This window comes from Flavobacterium sp. HTF (genome assembly GCF_003105115.1).
Taxonomy (GTDB): Bacteria; Bacteroidota; Bacteroidia; order Flavobacteriales; family Flavobacteriaceae; genus Flavobacterium.
In genome coordinates this window covers 68,117-86,200 of the sequence record NZ_QETH01000004.1, presented here as the reverse complement: position 1 = coordinate 86,200, position 18,084 = coordinate 68,117, and the positions used below count along the sequence as shown (strand labels likewise).

The 18,084-nt window shown below is 33.9% G+C and carries 11 protein-coding genes; 7 read left to right on the top strand and 4 right to left on the bottom strand.

Features of this window, described 5'->3' with window-relative positions; translation table 11 throughout:
- Positions 1-53 precede the first annotated feature (53 nt).
- The 4 genes from DCO46_RS02155 to DCO46_RS02140 all read left to right on the top strand — a co-directional run bounded on the left by DCO46_RS02155 (position 54) and on the right by DCO46_RS02140 (position 6,699).
- Positions 54-2,555, top strand: coding sequence for a DUF5686 and carboxypeptidase-like regulatory domain-containing protein (locus DCO46_RS02155; protein WP_116750960.1), 2,502 nt, complete (start codon positions 54-56; stop codon positions 2,553-2,555).
- Between the two features lie 238 nt (positions 2,556-2,793).
- Positions 2,794-3,393, top strand: a complete 600-nt coding sequence (locus DCO46_RS02150; RefSeq protein ID WP_116750959.1) for a DNA-3-methyladenine glycosylase family protein — start codon at positions 2,794-2,796, stop codon at positions 3,391-3,393.
- A gap of 110 nt (positions 3,394-3,503) precedes the next feature.
- A complete protein-coding gene (locus tag DCO46_RS02145; protein WP_116750958.1) occupies positions 3,504-4,034 on the top strand; it encodes an inorganic diphosphatase in 531 nt (176 codons plus the stop codon).
- A gap of 112 nt (positions 4,035-4,146) precedes the next feature.
- Entirely contained in the window at positions 4,147-6,699 is a 2,553-nt protein-coding gene (locus DCO46_RS02140) for a sodium-translocating pyrophosphatase (protein ID WP_116750957.1), read from the top strand.
- An 89-nt stretch (positions 6,700-6,788) separates the two neighbouring features.
- Here DCO46_RS02140 and DCO46_RS02135 read toward each other — a convergent pair whose 3' ends face one another.
- A complete protein-coding gene (locus DCO46_RS02135) occupies positions 6,789-7,403 on the bottom strand; it encodes a deoxynucleoside kinase (RefSeq protein ID WP_116750956.1) in 615 nt (204 codons plus the stop codon).
- Positions 7,403-8,218 carry a hypothetical protein gene (locus DCO46_RS02130; RefSeq protein WP_116750955.1) on the bottom strand — a complete coding sequence of 272 codons (816 nt, stop codon included), beginning with the start codon at positions 8,216-8,218 and terminating at the stop codon, positions 7,403-7,405. Before DCO46_RS02130 ends, DCO46_RS02135 begins: the two co-directional genes overlap by 1 nt.
- A gap of 231 nt (positions 8,219-8,449) precedes the next feature.
- On the opposite strand from DCO46_RS02130, the gene DCO46_RS02125 reads away from it, so the two are divergent.
- The 3 genes from DCO46_RS02125 to DCO46_RS02115 all read left to right on the top strand — a co-directional run bounded on the left by DCO46_RS02125 (position 8,450) and on the right by DCO46_RS02115 (position 14,402).
- Entirely contained in the window at positions 8,450-9,334 is an 885-nt protein-coding gene (locus tag DCO46_RS02125; protein WP_116750954.1) for a GLPGLI family protein, read from the top strand.
- Between the two features lie 36 nt (positions 9,335-9,370).
- Positions 9,371-12,061, top strand: a complete 2,691-nt coding sequence (locus DCO46_RS02120; RefSeq protein WP_116750953.1) for a carboxypeptidase-like regulatory domain-containing protein — start codon at positions 9,371-9,373, stop codon at positions 12,059-12,061.
- Positions 12,062-12,155: 94 nt separating this feature from the next.
- Positions 12,156-14,402, top strand: a complete 2,247-nt coding sequence (locus tag DCO46_RS02115; protein ID WP_116750952.1) for a hypothetical protein — start codon at positions 12,156-12,158, stop codon at positions 14,400-14,402.
- 60 nt (positions 14,403-14,462) lie between these two features.
- Here DCO46_RS02115 and DCO46_RS02110 read toward each other — a convergent pair whose 3' ends face one another.
- Positions 14,463-16,220, bottom strand: coding sequence for a DUF4153 domain-containing protein (locus DCO46_RS02110; protein WP_116750951.1), 1,758 nt, complete (start codon positions 16,218-16,220; stop codon positions 14,463-14,465).
- 117 nt (positions 16,221-16,337) lie between these two features.
- Positions 16,338-17,588, bottom strand: a complete 1,251-nt coding sequence (gene metK, locus DCO46_RS02105; protein WP_116750950.1) for a methionine adenosyltransferase — start codon at positions 17,586-17,588, stop codon at positions 16,338-16,340.
- Between the last annotated feature and the right edge of the window lie 496 nt (positions 17,589-18,084).

Genomic DNA, 18,084 nt, shown 5'->3' with positions numbered 1-18,084 from the left:
CTTATAAAACTTCATCAGTCATATTAATTGATGAAGTTTTTTTTTGCCAGATTATGAAAAGAATACTTTTTCTCTGCCTATTTTTTGTATTTGCACTTGCAAATATGGCTACTGCACAAACGAAAGTGAGTGGAATTGTTTTGGATAAATCCAATCAGCCCATTCCGTTTGCCAATGTGGTTTTTAAAGGATCGAATACGGGAATAGTTTCTAACGAAGATGGACGTTTTTATCTGGAGTCACCCAATACTTACACTGCTTTAGTGGTAAGTTCGGCGGGATTTTCGGATAAAGAAATTACGTTGGAAAAAGCTGTAAATTATGACTTTAAAATTGTGTTGGGCGAAGCCGAAGCATTAAATGAAGTTGTGATTTTTACCGGAAAAACATCCAAGAAAAATAATCCGGCATTAGATATCCTAAGAAAAATCTGGGAAAGAAAACGTAAAAACGGTCTTTACCAATTCAATCAATATCAAATGCAGAAGTACGAGAAAGTTGAGTTCGACATGAACACGATTGACAGTGCTTTTATGAAAAATAAACTCTTTAAAGGAATGGAGTTTGTTTTCAATCATGTTGATACTTCTGAAGTTACGGGTAAAACCTATTTGCCCATCTTTATAAACGAATCGGTTTATGATGTTTATGGAGATAATAAATTAAAGAAGGTAAAAGAAAATATTACGGGAAATAAAATGTCTGGTTTCAACGGAAATCAACAGATTTTATCTTTTGTAAAAGACCTTTATTCAGATTATAATATTTACGATAATCACCTTAAGTTTTTTGATAAAAGCTTTACAAGCCCGCTTTCAAGAACCGGAATTGATGTTTATAATTATGTATTGAAAGACAGTGCCTATATCGACAAAAAATGGTGTTTTAATATTGTTTTTTATCCAAGGCGTAAAAACGAATTAACTTTTAAAGGAGATTTCTGGGTAAACGACACCACTTTTGCCATCAAGAAAATTAATATGGGTGTTACCAAAAGCGCCAATATTAACTGGGTAAAAGATATTTATATCGAACAGGAATTTGAAGTAGAAAATGATTCTGTTTTTCTGTTGACCCGCGATTATATGATGTCTGATTTTGCTTTAAATAAAAAAGAAAAATCAAAAGGAGTTTATGGAAAACGAACGACTTTGTACCGAAATCATAAATTCAACATTCAGAAACCGGAGAAATTCTATAAAGAAGAAGTCAATTTCATAGATAATGCGGTCTACGAACGACCGCCGGAATTTTGGGAAGAAAATCGTTTTGAAAAATTAAATAAAGACGAAGCAGGAATTTATAAAATGCTTGATACGCTCCAAACGGTCAAGCGATTTAAACAATTATACAGTCTCGTCTCGATTTTAGGAAGTGGTTATGTTGAATTTAAAAACTTCGATTTCGGGCCTATTTTCTCAACGTTTGGTTATAATGAAGTCGAAGGTTTAAGAATAAGGGCAGGAGGAAGAACCTATTTTGGACCAAATGATCCATGGCGCGTACAGGCTTATACGGCTTACGGTTTTGATGATCAAAAGTTTAAGTATGGGGTTTCCGGAAAATGGATGGTTGACAAGAAAAAGAGAGTTATTATTTCCGGAGGAAACAGGCGTGACATTGAACAAATCGGAGCCAGTTTAACCACAACAAACGATATTTTAGGACGAAGTTTTGCATCTTCGGCATTATTTACAACGGGAAGCAACGGAAAATTAACCAATATTAATCTGAGTAATATTTCGGTTGAAATGGAACCGATGAAAAATTTCGTTGTTCAGGCTGGACTTTCATATAGAACTTTACAATCAGCTTCACCTACTTTCAGTTTAGATTATTACAGTACTTTGCCAACTGCAGCAAATCCTGCGGGAGTTGTAGAAAATGCCGTAACGCAATCAGAAGCTAATATTCAGTTTGAGTTTATGCCAAATCGTAAAACGATTGGTTATGGAGTTGAAAGAGATTTGGTTGATAGTCCTTTTAGTCATTTCTTCGTTAATTTCAGTTATGGTTTAAAAGGTGTTTTGAATAGTGACTTTGCTTACGAAAAAATACAGCTTTTTTATAAACAGCCTATTATTATCGGACCATTGGGAAGATCAAATATTATTTTGGAAACCGGAAAAACATTTGGTACAATACCATTGGGATTAATGAGTGTAATTCCTGGAAATCAAACTTATTTTACAATTGAAAATACCTTTAGCAATTTAAATTTTTACGAATTCATAACAGATCAGTATACCACTTTACAATGGAATCACGATTTTGGAGGAAGATTATTTGCGAGAGTTCCATTTATGAGAAAATTAAACTGGAGAGAATTTGTTGGTATTAAAGCCGTACACGGAACCATTTCTGATGCCAACAGAGCCATAAATGCATCAGACCAGCCATACGTTGCACCAGAAAATGTATATTGGGAGTATAATGCCGGAATCGGAAATATATTCAAAGTATTCAGAATTGATTTTTCATGGAGAGGCAGTTATTTAAACACTCCTGATGCCAATAAATTTGCAGTAAAAGGATCTTTCGGATTCTATTTCTAATTTTTTAGCTTCAAAGTTTCAAAGTAACAAAGTCGCAAAGGTTTAAAATCTTTGCGGCTTTTTTTGTGGAGTAATTTTTGTTTCATGCAGATTTTGCAGATTGCGGAGATTTAAATTTGATCAGCTCTATATGCAATCCCGATAGATATCGGGAGCGCGAGAAAAACTTTGCGACTTTGCGACTCTGCGAGATTGGCTCCATATTTATTACTTTTGATTCAACAACGAAAGATAAATTATGAAGGAAGCTATTGATTTTCTAACCAGTAAAAATCTAATATTTCGGGAAATAATCGAAAAATACGGATTACCACAAATTCCAAAACGCCCTCAGGGTTTTGAAACTTTGGTATTGCTGATACTCGAACAGCAGGTTTCTATAGATTCGGCGAAAGCCACATTTTTAAAAATCAAAGCCTATAGAGTTTGTACTCCTGAAAATATGGCAATTTTGTCTGATGAAGAATTTAGAAGCTTAGGAGTCAGCCGTCAAAAAACAAAATACATTAAGATTTTAGCAGAAGCGGTTTTAAATAAAGAACTGGATATTGAAAGTCTGGCTCTAAAACCTGCTCAGCAAGTTCGGGAAGAGCTCATAAAGCTAAAAGGGATTGGAAACTGGACAATTGACATTTATTTAATGTTCTGTCTTCAGGAGCCGGATTTGATTCCGTTAGGCGATATTGCCGTAGTTAATACGATCAAAGAATTATTAGATATTCATGATAAAAATGAAATGGAAATCCATACACAACAATGGAGCCCGTACCGGTCTTATGCAACATATTTGCTGTGGCATTATTACTTAACCAGACGAAATCGGAAAATTACCTATTAAAACGTTGTTTTTTAAACTATAATGCAGATATTTAACCTGTTTTTTTATTGTAAAAATAGATAGTTTAGTTACTTTTGCAACCGAAATTATAGATATAATAAAAAACAAAAATGACCGCAGACAAACTAACAACTTTCGATGTATTAATCGAAATACCAAGAGGAAGCAGAAATAAATATGAGTACGATTTTGAAATCAAAAGAATGCGTTTCGACAGAATGTTATTCTCTTCAATGATGTACCCTGCTGATTATGGATTTATTCCTGAAACTTTGGCTCTTGACGGTGACCCTCTTGATGTATTGGTTTTAGTAAACGAACCAACTTTTCCTGGATGTGTTATGGAAGTTAAGCCAATTGGAGTTTTCCACATGGCAGATGATAAAGGACCGGACGAAAAAATCATTTGTGTACCAGTTTCAGATCCAATCTGGAATTCTTTAACAGACCTTTCAGATATGAACCCGCACTTAGTAAAAGAAATCGAGCATTTCTTCCAGGTTTACAAAGATCTTGAGAACAAAAAAGTAGATGTAGAAGGATGGGGAGACGTAAACGAAGCTTATGCAATTATTGCTGAGTGTACAAAGCGTTTTGATGACATTGAAAATAAACCGGCCGGATTATTTAGTATTAAATAATTTTAACCGTATTCTATTATAAAAAAAGCAATACTACCGTCAGGAGTATTGCTTTTTTGTTTAAATTCGTTTCAGTTAGATTGTTGACTATTAACCAAAACCATTAATAATTATGAATGCATTTATGATTTACCTGCCAATTGTTATGGCAGTTTTAGGATTACTTTTCATGGGAATAAAAAGGACTTGGGTTTTAAAACAAGACGCCGGAGACGGTAAGATGAAAGAGATTTCAGATTACATCTACGAAGGAGCCTTAGCCTTCCTCAAAGCCGAATACAAACTATTAACCATCTTTGTTATTATTGCAAGTTTAGCTTTGGCAGGAATCACTTTTATTCCGGGTGTAAAAACACATTTATTAATCGTAATTGCATTTATATTTGGTGCATTATTTTCAGCTTATGCAGGTAACATAGGTATGAAAATCGCAACCAAGACAAACGTTAGAACAACACAGGCAGCACGTACAAGCTTACCACAGGCACTAAAAGTATCTTTTGGCGGCGGAACCGTAATGGGCTTGGGAGTTGCAGGTCTTGCAGTTCTGGGACTAACTACTTTTTTTATAATCTTCTTTAATTTGTTTTCTGACGGAGTTTGGAAAGATACTGAAACAATGACGGTTGTTTTAGAAACCTTAGCCGGATTTTCTCTCGGTGCAGAATCAATTGCCTTGTTTGCCAGGGTAGGAGGCGGAATCTATACAAAAGCGGCCGATGTTGGTGCCGATTTAGTTGGTAAAGTAGAAGCCGGAATCCCGGAAGATGATCCAAGAAATCCTGCAACAATTGCAGATAACGTTGGAGATAATGTGGGAGACGTTGCCGGTATGGGTGCCGATTTATTCGGTTCGTATGTAGCTACGGTTTTAGCAGCAATGGTTTTGGGGAATTATGTTATAAAAGATATGGGCGGAAGTATCAATGACGCTTTTGGCGGAATTGGTCCTATTTTACTTCCAATGGCAATTGCCGGTTTCGGAATTTTGTTTTCAATTATCGGAACTACATTAGTAAAAATTTCAGATGACAATGCGAAAGAAGCGCAGGTTCAAAAAGCATTAAATATAGGAAACTGGGTTTCTATTGCTTTAACGGCCGTAGCTTGTTTCTTTTTAGTACAATATATGCTTCCTGAAACTATGCAGATGACTTTCTTTGGAGAAGGATCAAAAGACATTTCATCATTGCGTGTTTTTTATGCAACATTAGTCGGTCTAGTTGTTGGTGGAGCTATTTCATTCGTAACGGAATATTATACAGGATTAGGAACAAAACCAGTTTTGGCAATTGTCCAAAAATCATCTACAGGAGCAGGAACAAACGTAATTGCAGGTTTAGCGACAGGAATGATTTCCACTTTTCCAACTGTATTATTATTCGCCGGAGCAATCTGGATTTCGTATGCTTTGGCAGGATTTTATGGAGTTGCTTTAGCAGCTTCAGCCATGATGGCCACTACAGCAATGCAACTAGCAATTGATGCTTTCGGGCCAATTTCTGATAATGCCGGAGGAATCGCCGAAATGAGTGAATTACCAAAAGAAGTTCGTACAAGAACTGATATTTTAGACTCTGTTGGAAACACAACTGCAGCAACCGGAAAAGGATTTGCAATTGCTTCTGCGGCCCTGACCTCATTAGCTTTATTTGCGGCCTATGTAACATTTACAGGGATTGACGGTATTAATATCTTCAAAGCACCAGTTTTAGCGATGTTATTTGTGGGTGGAATGATTCCGGTGGTTTTCTCGGCTTTGGCTATGAATTCTGTTGGAAAAGCAGCGATGGATATGGTTTATGAAGTACGTCGCCAGTTTAAGGAGATTCCTGGAATTATGGAAGGAACCGGAAAACCGGAATATGGAAAATGTGTTGAAATTTCTACAAAAGCCGCTTTACGCGAAATGATGCTTCCGGGAATTTTGACAATTGGTTTTCCAATTGCCATTGTACTTTTAGGAAAATTAGTTTACTCAGATAACAATCAGTTAATTGCTGAAATGTTGGGAGGATATATGGCCGGAGTTACGGTTTCCGGAGTTCTTTGGGCAGTTTTTCAAAACAATGCCGGAGGAGCCTGGGACAATGCTAAAAAATCTTTTGAAGCCGGAGTGATGATCAACGGTGAAATGACTTACAAAGGGTCTGATGCGCATAAAGCTGCTGTAACCGGAGATACAGTTGGAGATCCGTTTAAAGACACATCAGGACCATCAATGAACATCTTAATTAAGTTAACTTGTTTGATCGGATTGGTAATTGCTCCAATTTTAGGAGACGGACATTCTTCATCAGATATTGCAGGAAAAGCTTCCTGCTGTGCCAAAACAGAAATGCATGCCGGAGGAATTTCTAAATGCGGAGATTTATCAGGAATGACAAAAGAAGAATGTATTAAAATGTGTAAAGAAAAAGGCTGTTCTGCTGAAGAAACAGCAAAATGCTTAGCTCATTTTGATGCAAACGGAAAATATCAAAAGACAGAATGTTTCGATACAAGTAAATATGAGAAAAAATCTGTTCGCGTTGATTTAAGAAATGACAACGGTAAAACTACCGGAACTGTAACTAAAACTGAAAACGGTAAAACAACCACAGAAGTTTACGAAGGAACAGAAGAAGAAGTTGAAGCAAAAATTAGCGCAGCAACTACTAAATAAAACAACTTTGTCAAAGTTTCATAAGCAAAAATGCCTCTAAAAATATTAGAGGCATTTTTTATTTCGTGCAAATCTGTGAATTCGTGTTTTTAAAACAACCCATTCAATTCAGCATCAATTCTATTAATAATGTTTCCTAAATCTTCGGGATTGTCAACAAAATTGATATTATCTACATCAATGATTAATAGTTTTCCTTTGGAGTAAGTCTGAATCCAGGCTTCATATCTTTCGTTCAGGCGGCTCAGATAATCAATAGAAATTGAGTTTTCATATTCACGGCCACGTTTGTGTATTTGTCCCACTAAATTTGGAATAGAACTTCTGAGATAAATCAATAAATCCGGGGCTTTTACCAAAGTTTCCATTAGTTCAAATAATGAAGTATAGTTTTCAAAATCACGGCTTGTCATCAATCCCATTGAATATAAGTTGGGAGCAAAAATGTGTGCATCTTCATAAATCGTTCTGTCCTGAACTATTTTTTTTCCGCTTTCGCGAATTTGCTGCACCTGACGAAAACGGCTATTTAGGAAATAAATCTGAAGGTTAAATGACCAACGCTCCATCTGGTGGTAGAAATCATCCAAATAGGGGTTGTCAACTACATCTTCATAATGAGGTTCCCATTTAAAATGTTTAGCTAATAACTTCGTTAAAGTTGTTTTTCCTGCGCCTATATTCCCTGCTATTGCTATGTGCATTATGGTGTTACGATTTTATAATTGGTAATTTCTTTAGATGTAAAAATAGATAAAATTTGGTCTTTGTAACAGAATTTATCAAAGGTTTTTTCTAAAATTTCCACTTCAGAAATTGTGTCTGAATTTGTATCAGAAATGTCTTTAAAAAACAATAAACCATCCTTACTAAAAATATACTGATGGCTATTTACGATTACAATTTTATCAAAATCAGGTATTTTTCCTAAAGCTGTTATCTTTCCGAAAATGTCACACGAAAACCAACTGTTTTTTTTATCAATCCAATAAAAAGTATTAAAATCGGTTTGGTAATATTTTATGGTTTCGGTTAATGGTGTAGAAACAGTCTTATATTCATTTTTTAAATAATCAAAAAGGCCAATTTGCTGATTTAATGTATTGTAAACCCAAAGCTGGTTCTGCGTTGACATACCAATAAATGTAACGACAATCGGGATATTGCTTTGCGAAAAATTAATCTCGGTGATTTTATTCAACTGATTATCCAGTAAAACAACGCTGTTAAAATCTTCATAGAACAATACAATTTTTAGCGGATTCTGAATGTCCGCTTTTGTAATATTTCCTAACGAAATATTCTTGTATTCAAAGACTTCGCTGCCTTTTATTTTGCTAAAAACATTATTTTTTATTTGATAAGAATATCCAAAAGATTCGTAACCGATACAGTCATCAGCATCTGATTTGAATTTTGAAATTACCGGGGCATTTGTTTTTTGGCTTTGCCCAAAAAGAGTCGAAAAAGAACACGCAATGTATAGCAGTAATAAAATTTGGCGTATTGCTTTACTCATAATAATATCATTTCATAAGCCAAAGTACAAAAACTACTTTAAAGAAAAACTTAAAATTAGAGTTTTGGCTGTTTTTTGAATTTAAACCTTTGTAAATTACAATAGTCTTACAAAGACGCGATTTTGTCGATACCATTTTGGTATTGATATATTTAATTTTCAGTATTTTAAAATTAGTAATAAATTTGAGTGTAAGTTTATCTGACTTCACGACCTTTTAAATATAACCACATGAAAAAACTATCATATTTATTTTTAGTATTTGCTTTTACACAAGTACATGCACAAAAAGATTTTCAGGGAATGGCTGTTTATGAGTCCAAAACCCAGGCTCCTAAATTGGAAGGAATGAGAGCCGGAAACCGGGACATTACACCGGAAATGCAAAAAACAATGGAAGAGCGTATGAAACAAATGCTTGAAAAAACGTTCATATTAAACTTTGACAAAACAGCTTCAATCTATAAAGAAGAAGAAAAACTGGACGCTCCCGGACAACAAGGCGGTTTTCGTGTTATGATTGGTTCAATGATGGGTGCTGGCGGAACTTTTTATAAAGATGTGAAAGCAAGATCCTATACTATTGATAAAGAATTTATGGGAAAAGAATTTCTGGTTGTTGACTCCCTGCCAAAATTAAACTGGAAACTGGAACAGGAAACCAAACAAATTGGCGGTTATAATTGTTTTAAGGCAACAGCAATTAAGGAAGCCAGCAAAACCGATTTTAGAAACTTCAGGCCTAAGAATAATGAAAAAAAGGATGAGGCTAAAAAGACTTCGGGAGAGACCAAAACCAATTTTGAAGACAATTTTGAAATACCAAAAGAAATTGCAGTTACGGCCTGGTACACACCGGAAATTCCGGTCAATCAGGGTCCGGAAAATTATTGGGGTCTTCCGGGTTTGATCTTAGAAGTAAACGATGGAAAAACTGTCATATTATGTTCTAAAATTGTTCTGAATGCTAAAGAAAAAGTCGAAATAAAACCTTCTAAAAAAGGAAAAGTAGTTTCTCAAAAAGATTACGATGAAACAGTAATTAAGAAAATGGAAGAATTTAGAGAAATGAACCGCGGACGTACCTCCGGGCCTGCAATGCCGATGGGAAGATAATTTCATATCTGAATTATTTATTTTAACACCTTTTCAATGAACAAATTACTTTGTTTCTGCGCCTTTTTATACACCTGTTTTTCATTTTCCCAAAGTATCCGTTTTGATGGATTTATTCAGGACGGACAAAAAAATCCGTTGGAAATGGCCAATATTATGGCTATAAATTCTGCCACAAAAGCAATGGATTCGTACGGAATTACAAATGATAAAGGGAGATTTCAGCTGACGCTAAAGCCTAACAGCTCCTATATCATCAAAGTAAGTTATCTCGGAATGAAATCAAAAGAAATAACAGTTTCTACTCAAACCGTAAATATTGTACAGAATATCGTCATGGATGGTACAGGAATCGAGCTGGAAGGTGTTGAGATAGTTCGTGAAATGCCTGTTTCCATAAAAGGGGATACAATTGTGTATAATGCAGATTCCTTTAAGTCAGGGACAGAAAGAAAACTCGAAGATGTTTTGAAGAAGCTTCCCGGTGTTGAAGTAAATGCTGACGGAGAAATTGAAGTTGAAGGAAAAAAAGTCTCAAAATTAATGGTCGAAGGCAAAGATTTCTTTGATGGCGATACTAAATTGGGAGTAAAAAATATTCCCGCAGATGCAATTGATAAAGTTCAGGTTTTAAGAAATTATAATGAAGTCAGCGCTTTAAAAGGTCTTGAAAATGATCAGGATAATGTGGCAATGAATATTAAACTGAAGAAAGGTAAAAAGAACTTTTGGTTTGGAGATGTAACCGCCGGGACCGGTGTCGGAGAATTAGACAGCCGGTATATCATTAATCCTAAATTATTTTATTACAGTCCGAAATACAGTATTAATCTGATTACCAATTTTAATAATATTGGCGAATTACCGCTTACGGCTCAGGATTATTTTAAATTTACGGGAGGATTTAAAAATATGATGAAAAAGGGCGGAAGTAATTTTGACATTTCTTCCAATGATCTGGGGATTTCATTGTTACGAAATGATCGCGCTAAAGAAATCGAAACCAAATTTGGCGCAACGAACTTTGCTTATTCGGTTAATAAAGCATGGAATATTAGCGGTTTTGGAATTCTTTCGACTTCAAAAACAGATTTAGAAACCAAATCTCAAACTACGATTTTGGATTCCGGAGATCAGCAAAAAAGAGACGAAGAAACACAGCAAAAAAATAATCTGGGACTTTTTAAATTAAGCTCGACTTATAAACCGAACGACAAGTTTCAGTTTGATTACGATATCCTGACCAAATTGACGAAACAGGAAGAATATTCAGATTTGTTTCGGGAACAAGTTGTGCAGAATATTGCTGATTCTGAAACTATTTTTACGACCAAAAAGCAGGACCCAACTTCTATCAATCAGAATTTGAGCCTGTATTATACACAAAGCGCTAAAAACATTTTTGCTTTTGAAATGCAGCATTTATATCAGGACGAAAATCCGTTCTATAACGCCAATCTGCAGACGCTTCCTTTTAATCTGTCAGGATATATCACACAAGCCGGGGCACGAAATGATTATAATCAGGATCGTTTTGTTAAAACCAATAAACTGGATGCTAAGCTGGATTACTATTATATGGTGACGCCAAAAAGCAATTTCAATATAACACTGGGAAACACATACTCGTATCAAAATTTCAATTCTCATATTTTTCATATTTTACAAAACGGAGATAGAAACGACCTTAATAATCCCGAAAATAACAATAATGTAGATTATAATTTTAATGATGCTTTTCTGGGTTTTCATTATAAAATCCTGACAGGAAAATTTACCCTGACGCCCGGAGTAAGTGTGCATTCCTATCAAATGACGAACTCGCAGCTGGGAACAGATTATTCTCAAAGCTTTGCCAAAATACTGCCGGATTTCTTTGCCTTGTATCAAATCAAAAAAGCGGAAACACTGACGTACAATTTCTCTTTGACCAATGATTTTACAGATATAAATCAATTGTCAGCGGGCTATGTTTTGTCCGATTACAGCAGTTTATTTCGCGGAAATCGTATTTTGGAAAATGCAACTTCACAAGTGCATTCGCTTCGTTATTTTAAATATAATATGTTCAATTTTGAGAACATTTTTGCCTTTGCGACATACACTAAAAAAGTAAATGCTATTAAAACAGAAGCTAAGTTTGATGGAATTAACCAGTCTTCAGTTCCATACAATTCCAATTTAGCTGATGAAACTTTTTCTGGAATGGGAGCTTACGGACGATCATTTTTGAAAAACTACAAGGCTTCAGTAAATGCAAGTTTGAACTGGTCAAAATTCAATAATATTCAAAATGATGAATTGTCAGCAACAGAAAGTTTTGTTCAAAGTTATACGGTAAAAGCTTCAACCAATTATAAAAACCTGCCTAACATAGAATTTGGTTACAATCTTTTGATTAACAAATACAGCGGTTCAACTTTTTATACCGATAAACCTTTTGCAAAAGTAGATTATTATTTTTTAGACAGTTTCTCTTTTGTTTCAGAATATGAATTCTATCATTATTATAATGGAAATAAATCGGTTGATAATGAATATGATTTTCTAAGTGCAAGTCTGATATATCAGAAAAAGAACAGCAAATGGGAATATAAAATTTCGGCAACAAATCTGCTAAATACAAGATATCTTAACGATGACAGCTTCTCACAGTTCTCTACGAGGGTTTCTCAATATACAGTTCAGCCGCGTTATATCATTTTTTCCATGAAATATAACTTATAGTATTTTGATTACAAAATATTAAAACTTAGTTACTCCTTTTTCAATTATAATAAAATATCTTTGTGCTTAGTATTAACAACCAAAAAATTTAAGCATGCGCAATTTTATATGGAGTTTCTTCGCTTTCTTTTGTTTAATGTCTGCTTCTTTTTCTCAAACAAAAGACATCGAAAAAGGAACTTATCTGTCAACAAATAAAGGGCAAAAAATCAAATTAAATTTATTAGATGAAGATAAATATGAATTAGTATTTTATTCAGGAGGATATAAAATAAAAGGGGATTCACTGGTGTTTTCTCAAAGTAAAACAGCAGATGAATCTTTTAATCTGACTTTTAAGAATGATAAGAAAGCAAAAAAGATAAAAATTAAGTTTTTAGATCCTTCCTATTATTCCTTTTTTATAGGAACTCAAAACGGTTCAGGAGAAGTTGAATACCAAAGAATTTCAGATATCAAAACAAAAGCGGATCCTGAATGGAAAAATATCGATCTTGATTTTGAAATTGAAAAGGCTGATTATTTATATCTAGTGTATGAAGGATATGATGTCGCTGCTAAAATTTACAAATATGCCCTTCCGAAAGATGTTTCAGAAATCACGATCAAGTATGATTATAATGTTTTAGGAGATTTAAAGATTTCAGGCTTTTATGATAAAAAGACAAATGAACTTAAAATTTCAGGACCGGGAGGAAAAGATCCAATAGTTTTTTTAAATGAAAAAAATACTCCACCTATAGCTGATACTCCAAATGTTACTCCAATTGAAAAACAAACCATTGAAAAGTGGACGTATCCGGGAAAAGACGCATATACAACAGGAGATTATGGTGCCGAGGCAGCAGTGGATAGTGCGGGAACAGTTGTTGAAGCATATGCATCGCCAAAAATAGATTTCAAATTTAAAATTGAGAACAATTTAAAAGATGCCATTGCAGCTACAAAAAATGCTCAGACTAAATTTCTGGTTGTTTATTCAGACAGTAAAAATGCTTCGGCAAAAGCTGACTTTGATGCCTTTGTAAAAGAGCAGGAAGTTCAGGTTGGTTACAATATGTATGATGTTTATGATCCTCAATATGATATTTTTAATTATTATCTGGCCACTGCCGATGATAAAAAATGGCTTAAGACTAACAAATTGGGAGATAGCCCGAATGTGATTGTTTTGAATGGAGACGGAGATGTTTTAACATCTGCAAAATCTACCCTAAATGATCAAAAATCAAAGTTTAATTACTACGATGATTTTTGCAAAAAAGTGCAAAGAGCAAATGCCTTTTACACTTTTAATAAAGTTGTAAAAAACAAAAAAGCGACTGATGCCGATTTGGTTTCCGCTTTTAACAGAGCTGCTGTACTTGAATTACCATACGATTACGATTCAGCTTACGTAGTTGCTGCAGAACCTAATAATACTGTTGATTTCAAACTAAACAACGCATCTTTAGACAAAAAAGAGGTTTTACAAACCTGGAAAAAACTGATAGAAGCACATCAAAAAGATGCTGCACCCAACATGCTTTTAGTGAGCACAATCTTAAAAGAAATTAAGAATCAGGGATTTTACAAGCAATTCTTTAAAGAAGACCGAATCCTGAATGATGCTGATTTTCTTTCTATAGATTATTTGATCAAACATTATGATGCGATTGAAAAGGCGAATACACAAGTTGAAAATCCAACCTATGAAGTTGCTAAAACTGGAAATCTGAGCACCGAAATTTCATCTGCTTTACAAATGAACAGCTATGTTTCACAAGAAGGTGTTGCAGGAAGTGCAAGTCAGGATAAGATCATTTCTATCTACAAAAAACTGATTGCAGCAGGAAAAGGCGGGTTTGATTGTTATAAAAATTATTTTGCTTATTTAAGTCAGGATAGCGAAACAAGTACTAATGATACTACTTATCTAAAAGAATTTAGTGCATATTACGATACTTATTTGTCAGCAGAAAAAGGAAATGTAATTGAGAAACTTGATAATATGTACGCTACAATAGATCCTAATTCTGAGTATTCTTACGGAGGATGGAATTCGTTTAAAGATTATCATTCAAACCTGGCAAACTCAGCTGCATGGTCGGTAGTATTAAAACCTGAAAATTCAAACTTTATTAAGAAAGCAATCAATTGGTCAGAATATAGCTTAGTGGTAACCAAAAATAATCCATACTATTTGGATACTCTGGCTCAGTTATATTATAAAGACGGGCAAAAAGAAAAAGCTGTTGAAACCCAGAAAAAAGCATTACAATATTCAGCTACTGTTTATGAAGGAGAAACCTTAAACGATATGAAAGAAGTATTGGAGAAAATGCAAAACGGAACATATTAAAACTTAACAAGTGTATTAATTAAGAGCCCGACAGAAATTTAAATCTGTCGGGCTTTTATATTATTTAACAGCCATCATCACTTTTATCTGATAGTTGTTAATGATTTTTTTCTTTTTTTCTATATTTCCATTTACATTAAAAAAAGTAATGAGAATATCATACTTGTCGGTTTTTATTGATTGCGTAATCTTTTCACTTCGATCATCCAAAAAGGCTGGATTGCTGTTTATAAAGTCAATAAATTTTAAAGCAATAATATCCTCGTTAATTTTTAAATCGACACCATAATCTTTTTTGGTTGATTTAATAGAATAACTTTTGTTTTCAATCTTTGTACAGTCGACGCAGTTAAGATCATTATAACTGGATATATTAAAACTCAGATCATATCCGTGAATATTTTGTACATTATTGTCTTCGTTTTCGTAATATGAATAATAAATTTCATTAGTACTGTTTGTATTTGCATATCTGGATTTAAACTCATAACCCAAGGCTTGCATTATTTCATAATCACTGGCTAACTTATTACTTTTATATAGTTTGTCTAATTTGTTTTTAGCCAACGGGACCATACACTCTATTCCATAATTATCTTCTAAAAAAGAAACAATGCTGCTTAAATCTTTTTGTTGTTCAAAAGTTAGTTTTGTATTATCTATTTTTTGAATGTAAGATTCAAATCGGGACAACTGGCAGTGTTTAGAAACAGAATCTGCACTTTGAGGGCCAACAATAGAAAACAATCCGGCAAGACACATACTGATAGGGATAAACTTAATTTTTGGATGTTTTTGAATTAAAAAACAAATTACCACTACAGATAACCAAACAGACAATAGTAATACATAATAACGCTCGTGCGTAAAGCCATAAATATTGATTCGGTATAAAATAGCCCAGAATAATAATACTAATAAAGGAACTAATAAGAAGTAAAACCAACGATTAAAATTTTTCATCCAAAGATTGCTGTTTTCATTTGCAATCGGATGAATTAATAAGAACGAAAGGATTCCGAAAATGGCAAATACCAAAACAAGGTATGAAACCCAGCCCACCGGTAAGGAAAGTGTAATCAAGATTTTGGCTTCATAACAAATCAGGATTACCAGATACAGACTTATTAAAGGCAGTAATACAAACTGAGTGAAATTTTTAAGGCCTTTAGGATAACTTAAATCCAAAGTGGATTCCTTATCGATTGCTGGAACTCCGTTTAAAAAGAAAATGGTATTAAAAACTCCCGCAATAAAAATAAAGACATGAGCATATATATGATTATAAAAATCAAAGTTGAATAATTTTTCAATTGCTAAAATTGCTAGTGCCAGACCACAATAGAAGACAATACTATATAATCCGGAAGTTAAAATTCTAAGGAAAAGCTGTTTGTTAAATTCCCAAAATTCCTCCTGATTGTATTTTTTAGGTAAAAATCCGGCAAACGAAACCAGTAAATGCAGAGCAATGTTAAGAACTATAAATTGTTGTATTTCTACATCGGTAATTCTTTTTTTAAAACTAAAAACAAATGCGACAAGCAAACTGCCAAGAATTAAACTACTTAAAAAACGTAATAAATTGTTTTTTTTCGAAACCTGAAAGTAGAGACTTAACGAAAGAAATAATACCAGGCAAAGTGAGCAGCTCATTACAGCTTTCATATAAAATTCCTGTGGTTCGCCATATTTTTTTTGTTCCCAAATTATAGCGAAAACAGTTCCGCAAATAGCGGTTAAGGTTTCTAAAGGAAATCTGGAAATTGTTTTTTGTGTGGCACTAATGACACTTTTTAATGAAGGTAATTTGCTCATATTTTAGTCAGTTATTTTGGATACTAAAGAAAAGCAAATAGTAGTGAATATGCAAACGCAAAAAAGGCTGTCTAAAATTTTAGACAGCCTTTTTGATATATAGATTTGAATTAAAAATTACAATCCAAATGCAGTTTTTACCTGGTCAACAAAATCAAGTTTTTCCCATGTGAATAACTCCACAGTTAAACTTTTTTCATGTCCGCCCGGAGCGAAGAAAGTTTTAGTAACAACTTCCGGTTTACGTCCCATGTGCCCGTAAGCAGCAGTTTCGCTATAGATCGGATTTCTTAATTTCAAACGTTGCTCGATAAAGTAAGGACGCATATCAAAGATAGCTTCTACTTTTTTAGCGATTTCACCATTTGTTAAGTTTACTTTAGAAGTTCCGTAAGTATCGATAAAAATACCCATTGGCTGAGCAACTCCAATTGCATAAGAAACCTGAACTAAGATTTCGTCAGCAACACCTGCAGCAACTAAGTTTTTAGCGATATGACGTGTAGCATAAGCAGCACTTCTGTCTACTTTACTTGGATCTTTTCCAGAGAAAGCACCACCACCGTGAGCTCCTTTTCCACCGTAAGTATCAACGATAATTTTTCTTCCTGTTAAACCAGTATCTCCGTGAGGTCCTCCAATTACGAATTTTCCTGTTGGGTTGATATGGTAATTGATTTTATCATTGAATAAATGAGCGTGAGCAGGATTTTTAGCAATGATTCTTGGAATCAGGATTTCGATAATATCTTTTTTGATTTTAGCCAACATTGTAGCTTCTTCATCAAAATCATCGTGTTGAGTTGAGATTACAATCGCATCAATACGAGTTGGTTTGTTATCATCACTATATTCTAAAGTAACCTGAGATTTTGCATCAGGACGTAAATAGGTGATTTCTTTGTTTTCGCGTCTTAAGATCGCTAATTCCTGTAATAATTTATGAGATAAATCAAGAGCCAAAGGCATGTAGTTTTCTGTTTCGTTAGTTGCGTAACCAAACATCATTCCTTGGTCTCCAGCACCTTGCTCTTCCGGCTTAGCTCTGTCAACACCCTGATTAATATCTGCAGATTGTTCGTGAATTGCAGAAAGGATTCCACAAGAATTCGCTTCAAACATATACTCGCTTTTAGTATATCCGATTTTACGGATTACTTCGCGTGCAATTTGCTGTACATCAAGATAAGTATTTGATTTTACTTCACCAGCCAGAATAACCTGACCCGTTGTAACTAAAGTTTCACACGCTACTTTTGAGTTAGCATCAAATGCCAAAAAGTTGTCAATTAACGCATCCGAAATTTGATCTGCAACTTTGTCTGGATGCCCTTCACTAACAGATTCTGACGTAAATAAATAAGCCATAATAATTATTAAATTAAAATTAAGCGAGGTGAAAAAATTGCTAAAAAAGGCTAAAGGAGAGTTTCTGCTTTAGCATTTTTTACTACTGAAATTAAATCTATCAGCATTCATAACGAACCGTTTCATTATGAAGAGGTTGCAATCAGTTCAAATTTTTCCTCTGTATTCGCGTGCAAAGGTATAAAACCATTTTGATTTGCAAATTAAAGTTTAGCTTTTTTTGTTTTATTACGCAGAAATTTAACATAACATACTACTTTGATAGGGTAATAGAAATATTTTCTCATTTTGTTTGGTAGTTCAGAAAAAAGTTACCAAATTTGCCAAATCAAAATAGAAGAAAATAAAAAAAACATGAATTTAATCTCAAAGAATAATATGTCTTGTATGATGCCGGAAACTTCCGCAGAGAGACTATTGTAGATTATTTTCAAATATATAATATAAAAACCTCTGCCAGCCGCAGAGGTTTTTTTTTGGACTAAAGTGAAATACA

Excerpts from the sequence above, each read along its gene's own strand:
- DCO46_RS02155 (WP_116750960.1), top strand. The coding sequence starts at position 54 with ATGAAAAGAATACTTTTTCTCTGCCTATTTTTTGTATTTGCACTTGCA.
- DCO46_RS02150 (WP_116750959.1), top strand. The coding sequence starts at position 2,794 with ATGAAGGAAGCTATTGATTTTCTAACCAGTAAAAATCTAATATTTCGG.
- DCO46_RS02145 (WP_116750958.1), top strand. The coding sequence starts at position 3,504 with ATGACCGCAGACAAACTAACAACTTTCGATGTATTAATCGAAATACCA.
- DCO46_RS02140 (WP_116750957.1), top strand. The coding sequence starts at position 4,147 with ATGAATGCATTTATGATTTACCTGCCAATTGTTATGGCAGTTTTAGGA.
- DCO46_RS02135 (WP_116750956.1), bottom strand. The coding sequence starts at position 7,403 with ATGCACATAGCAATAGCAGGGAATATAGGCGCAGGAAAAACAACTTTA.
- DCO46_RS02130 (WP_116750955.1), bottom strand. The coding sequence starts at position 8,218 with ATGAGTAAAGCAATACGCCAAATTTTATTACTGCTATACATTGCGTGT.
- DCO46_RS02125 (WP_116750954.1), top strand. The coding sequence starts at position 8,450 with ATGAAAAAACTATCATATTTATTTTTAGTATTTGCTTTTACACAAGTA.
- DCO46_RS02120 (WP_116750953.1), top strand. The coding sequence starts at position 9,371 with ATGAACAAATTACTTTGTTTCTGCGCCTTTTTATACACCTGTTTTTCA.
- DCO46_RS02115 (WP_116750952.1), top strand. The coding sequence starts at position 12,156 with ATGCGCAATTTTATATGGAGTTTCTTCGCTTTCTTTTGTTTAATGTCT.
- DCO46_RS02110 (WP_116750951.1), bottom strand. The coding sequence starts at position 16,220 with ATGAGCAAATTACCTTCATTAAAAAGTGTCATTAGTGCCACACAAAAA.
- metK (WP_116750950.1), bottom strand. The coding sequence starts at position 17,588 with ATGGCTTATTTATTTACGTCAGAATCTGTTAGTGAAGGGCATCCAGAC.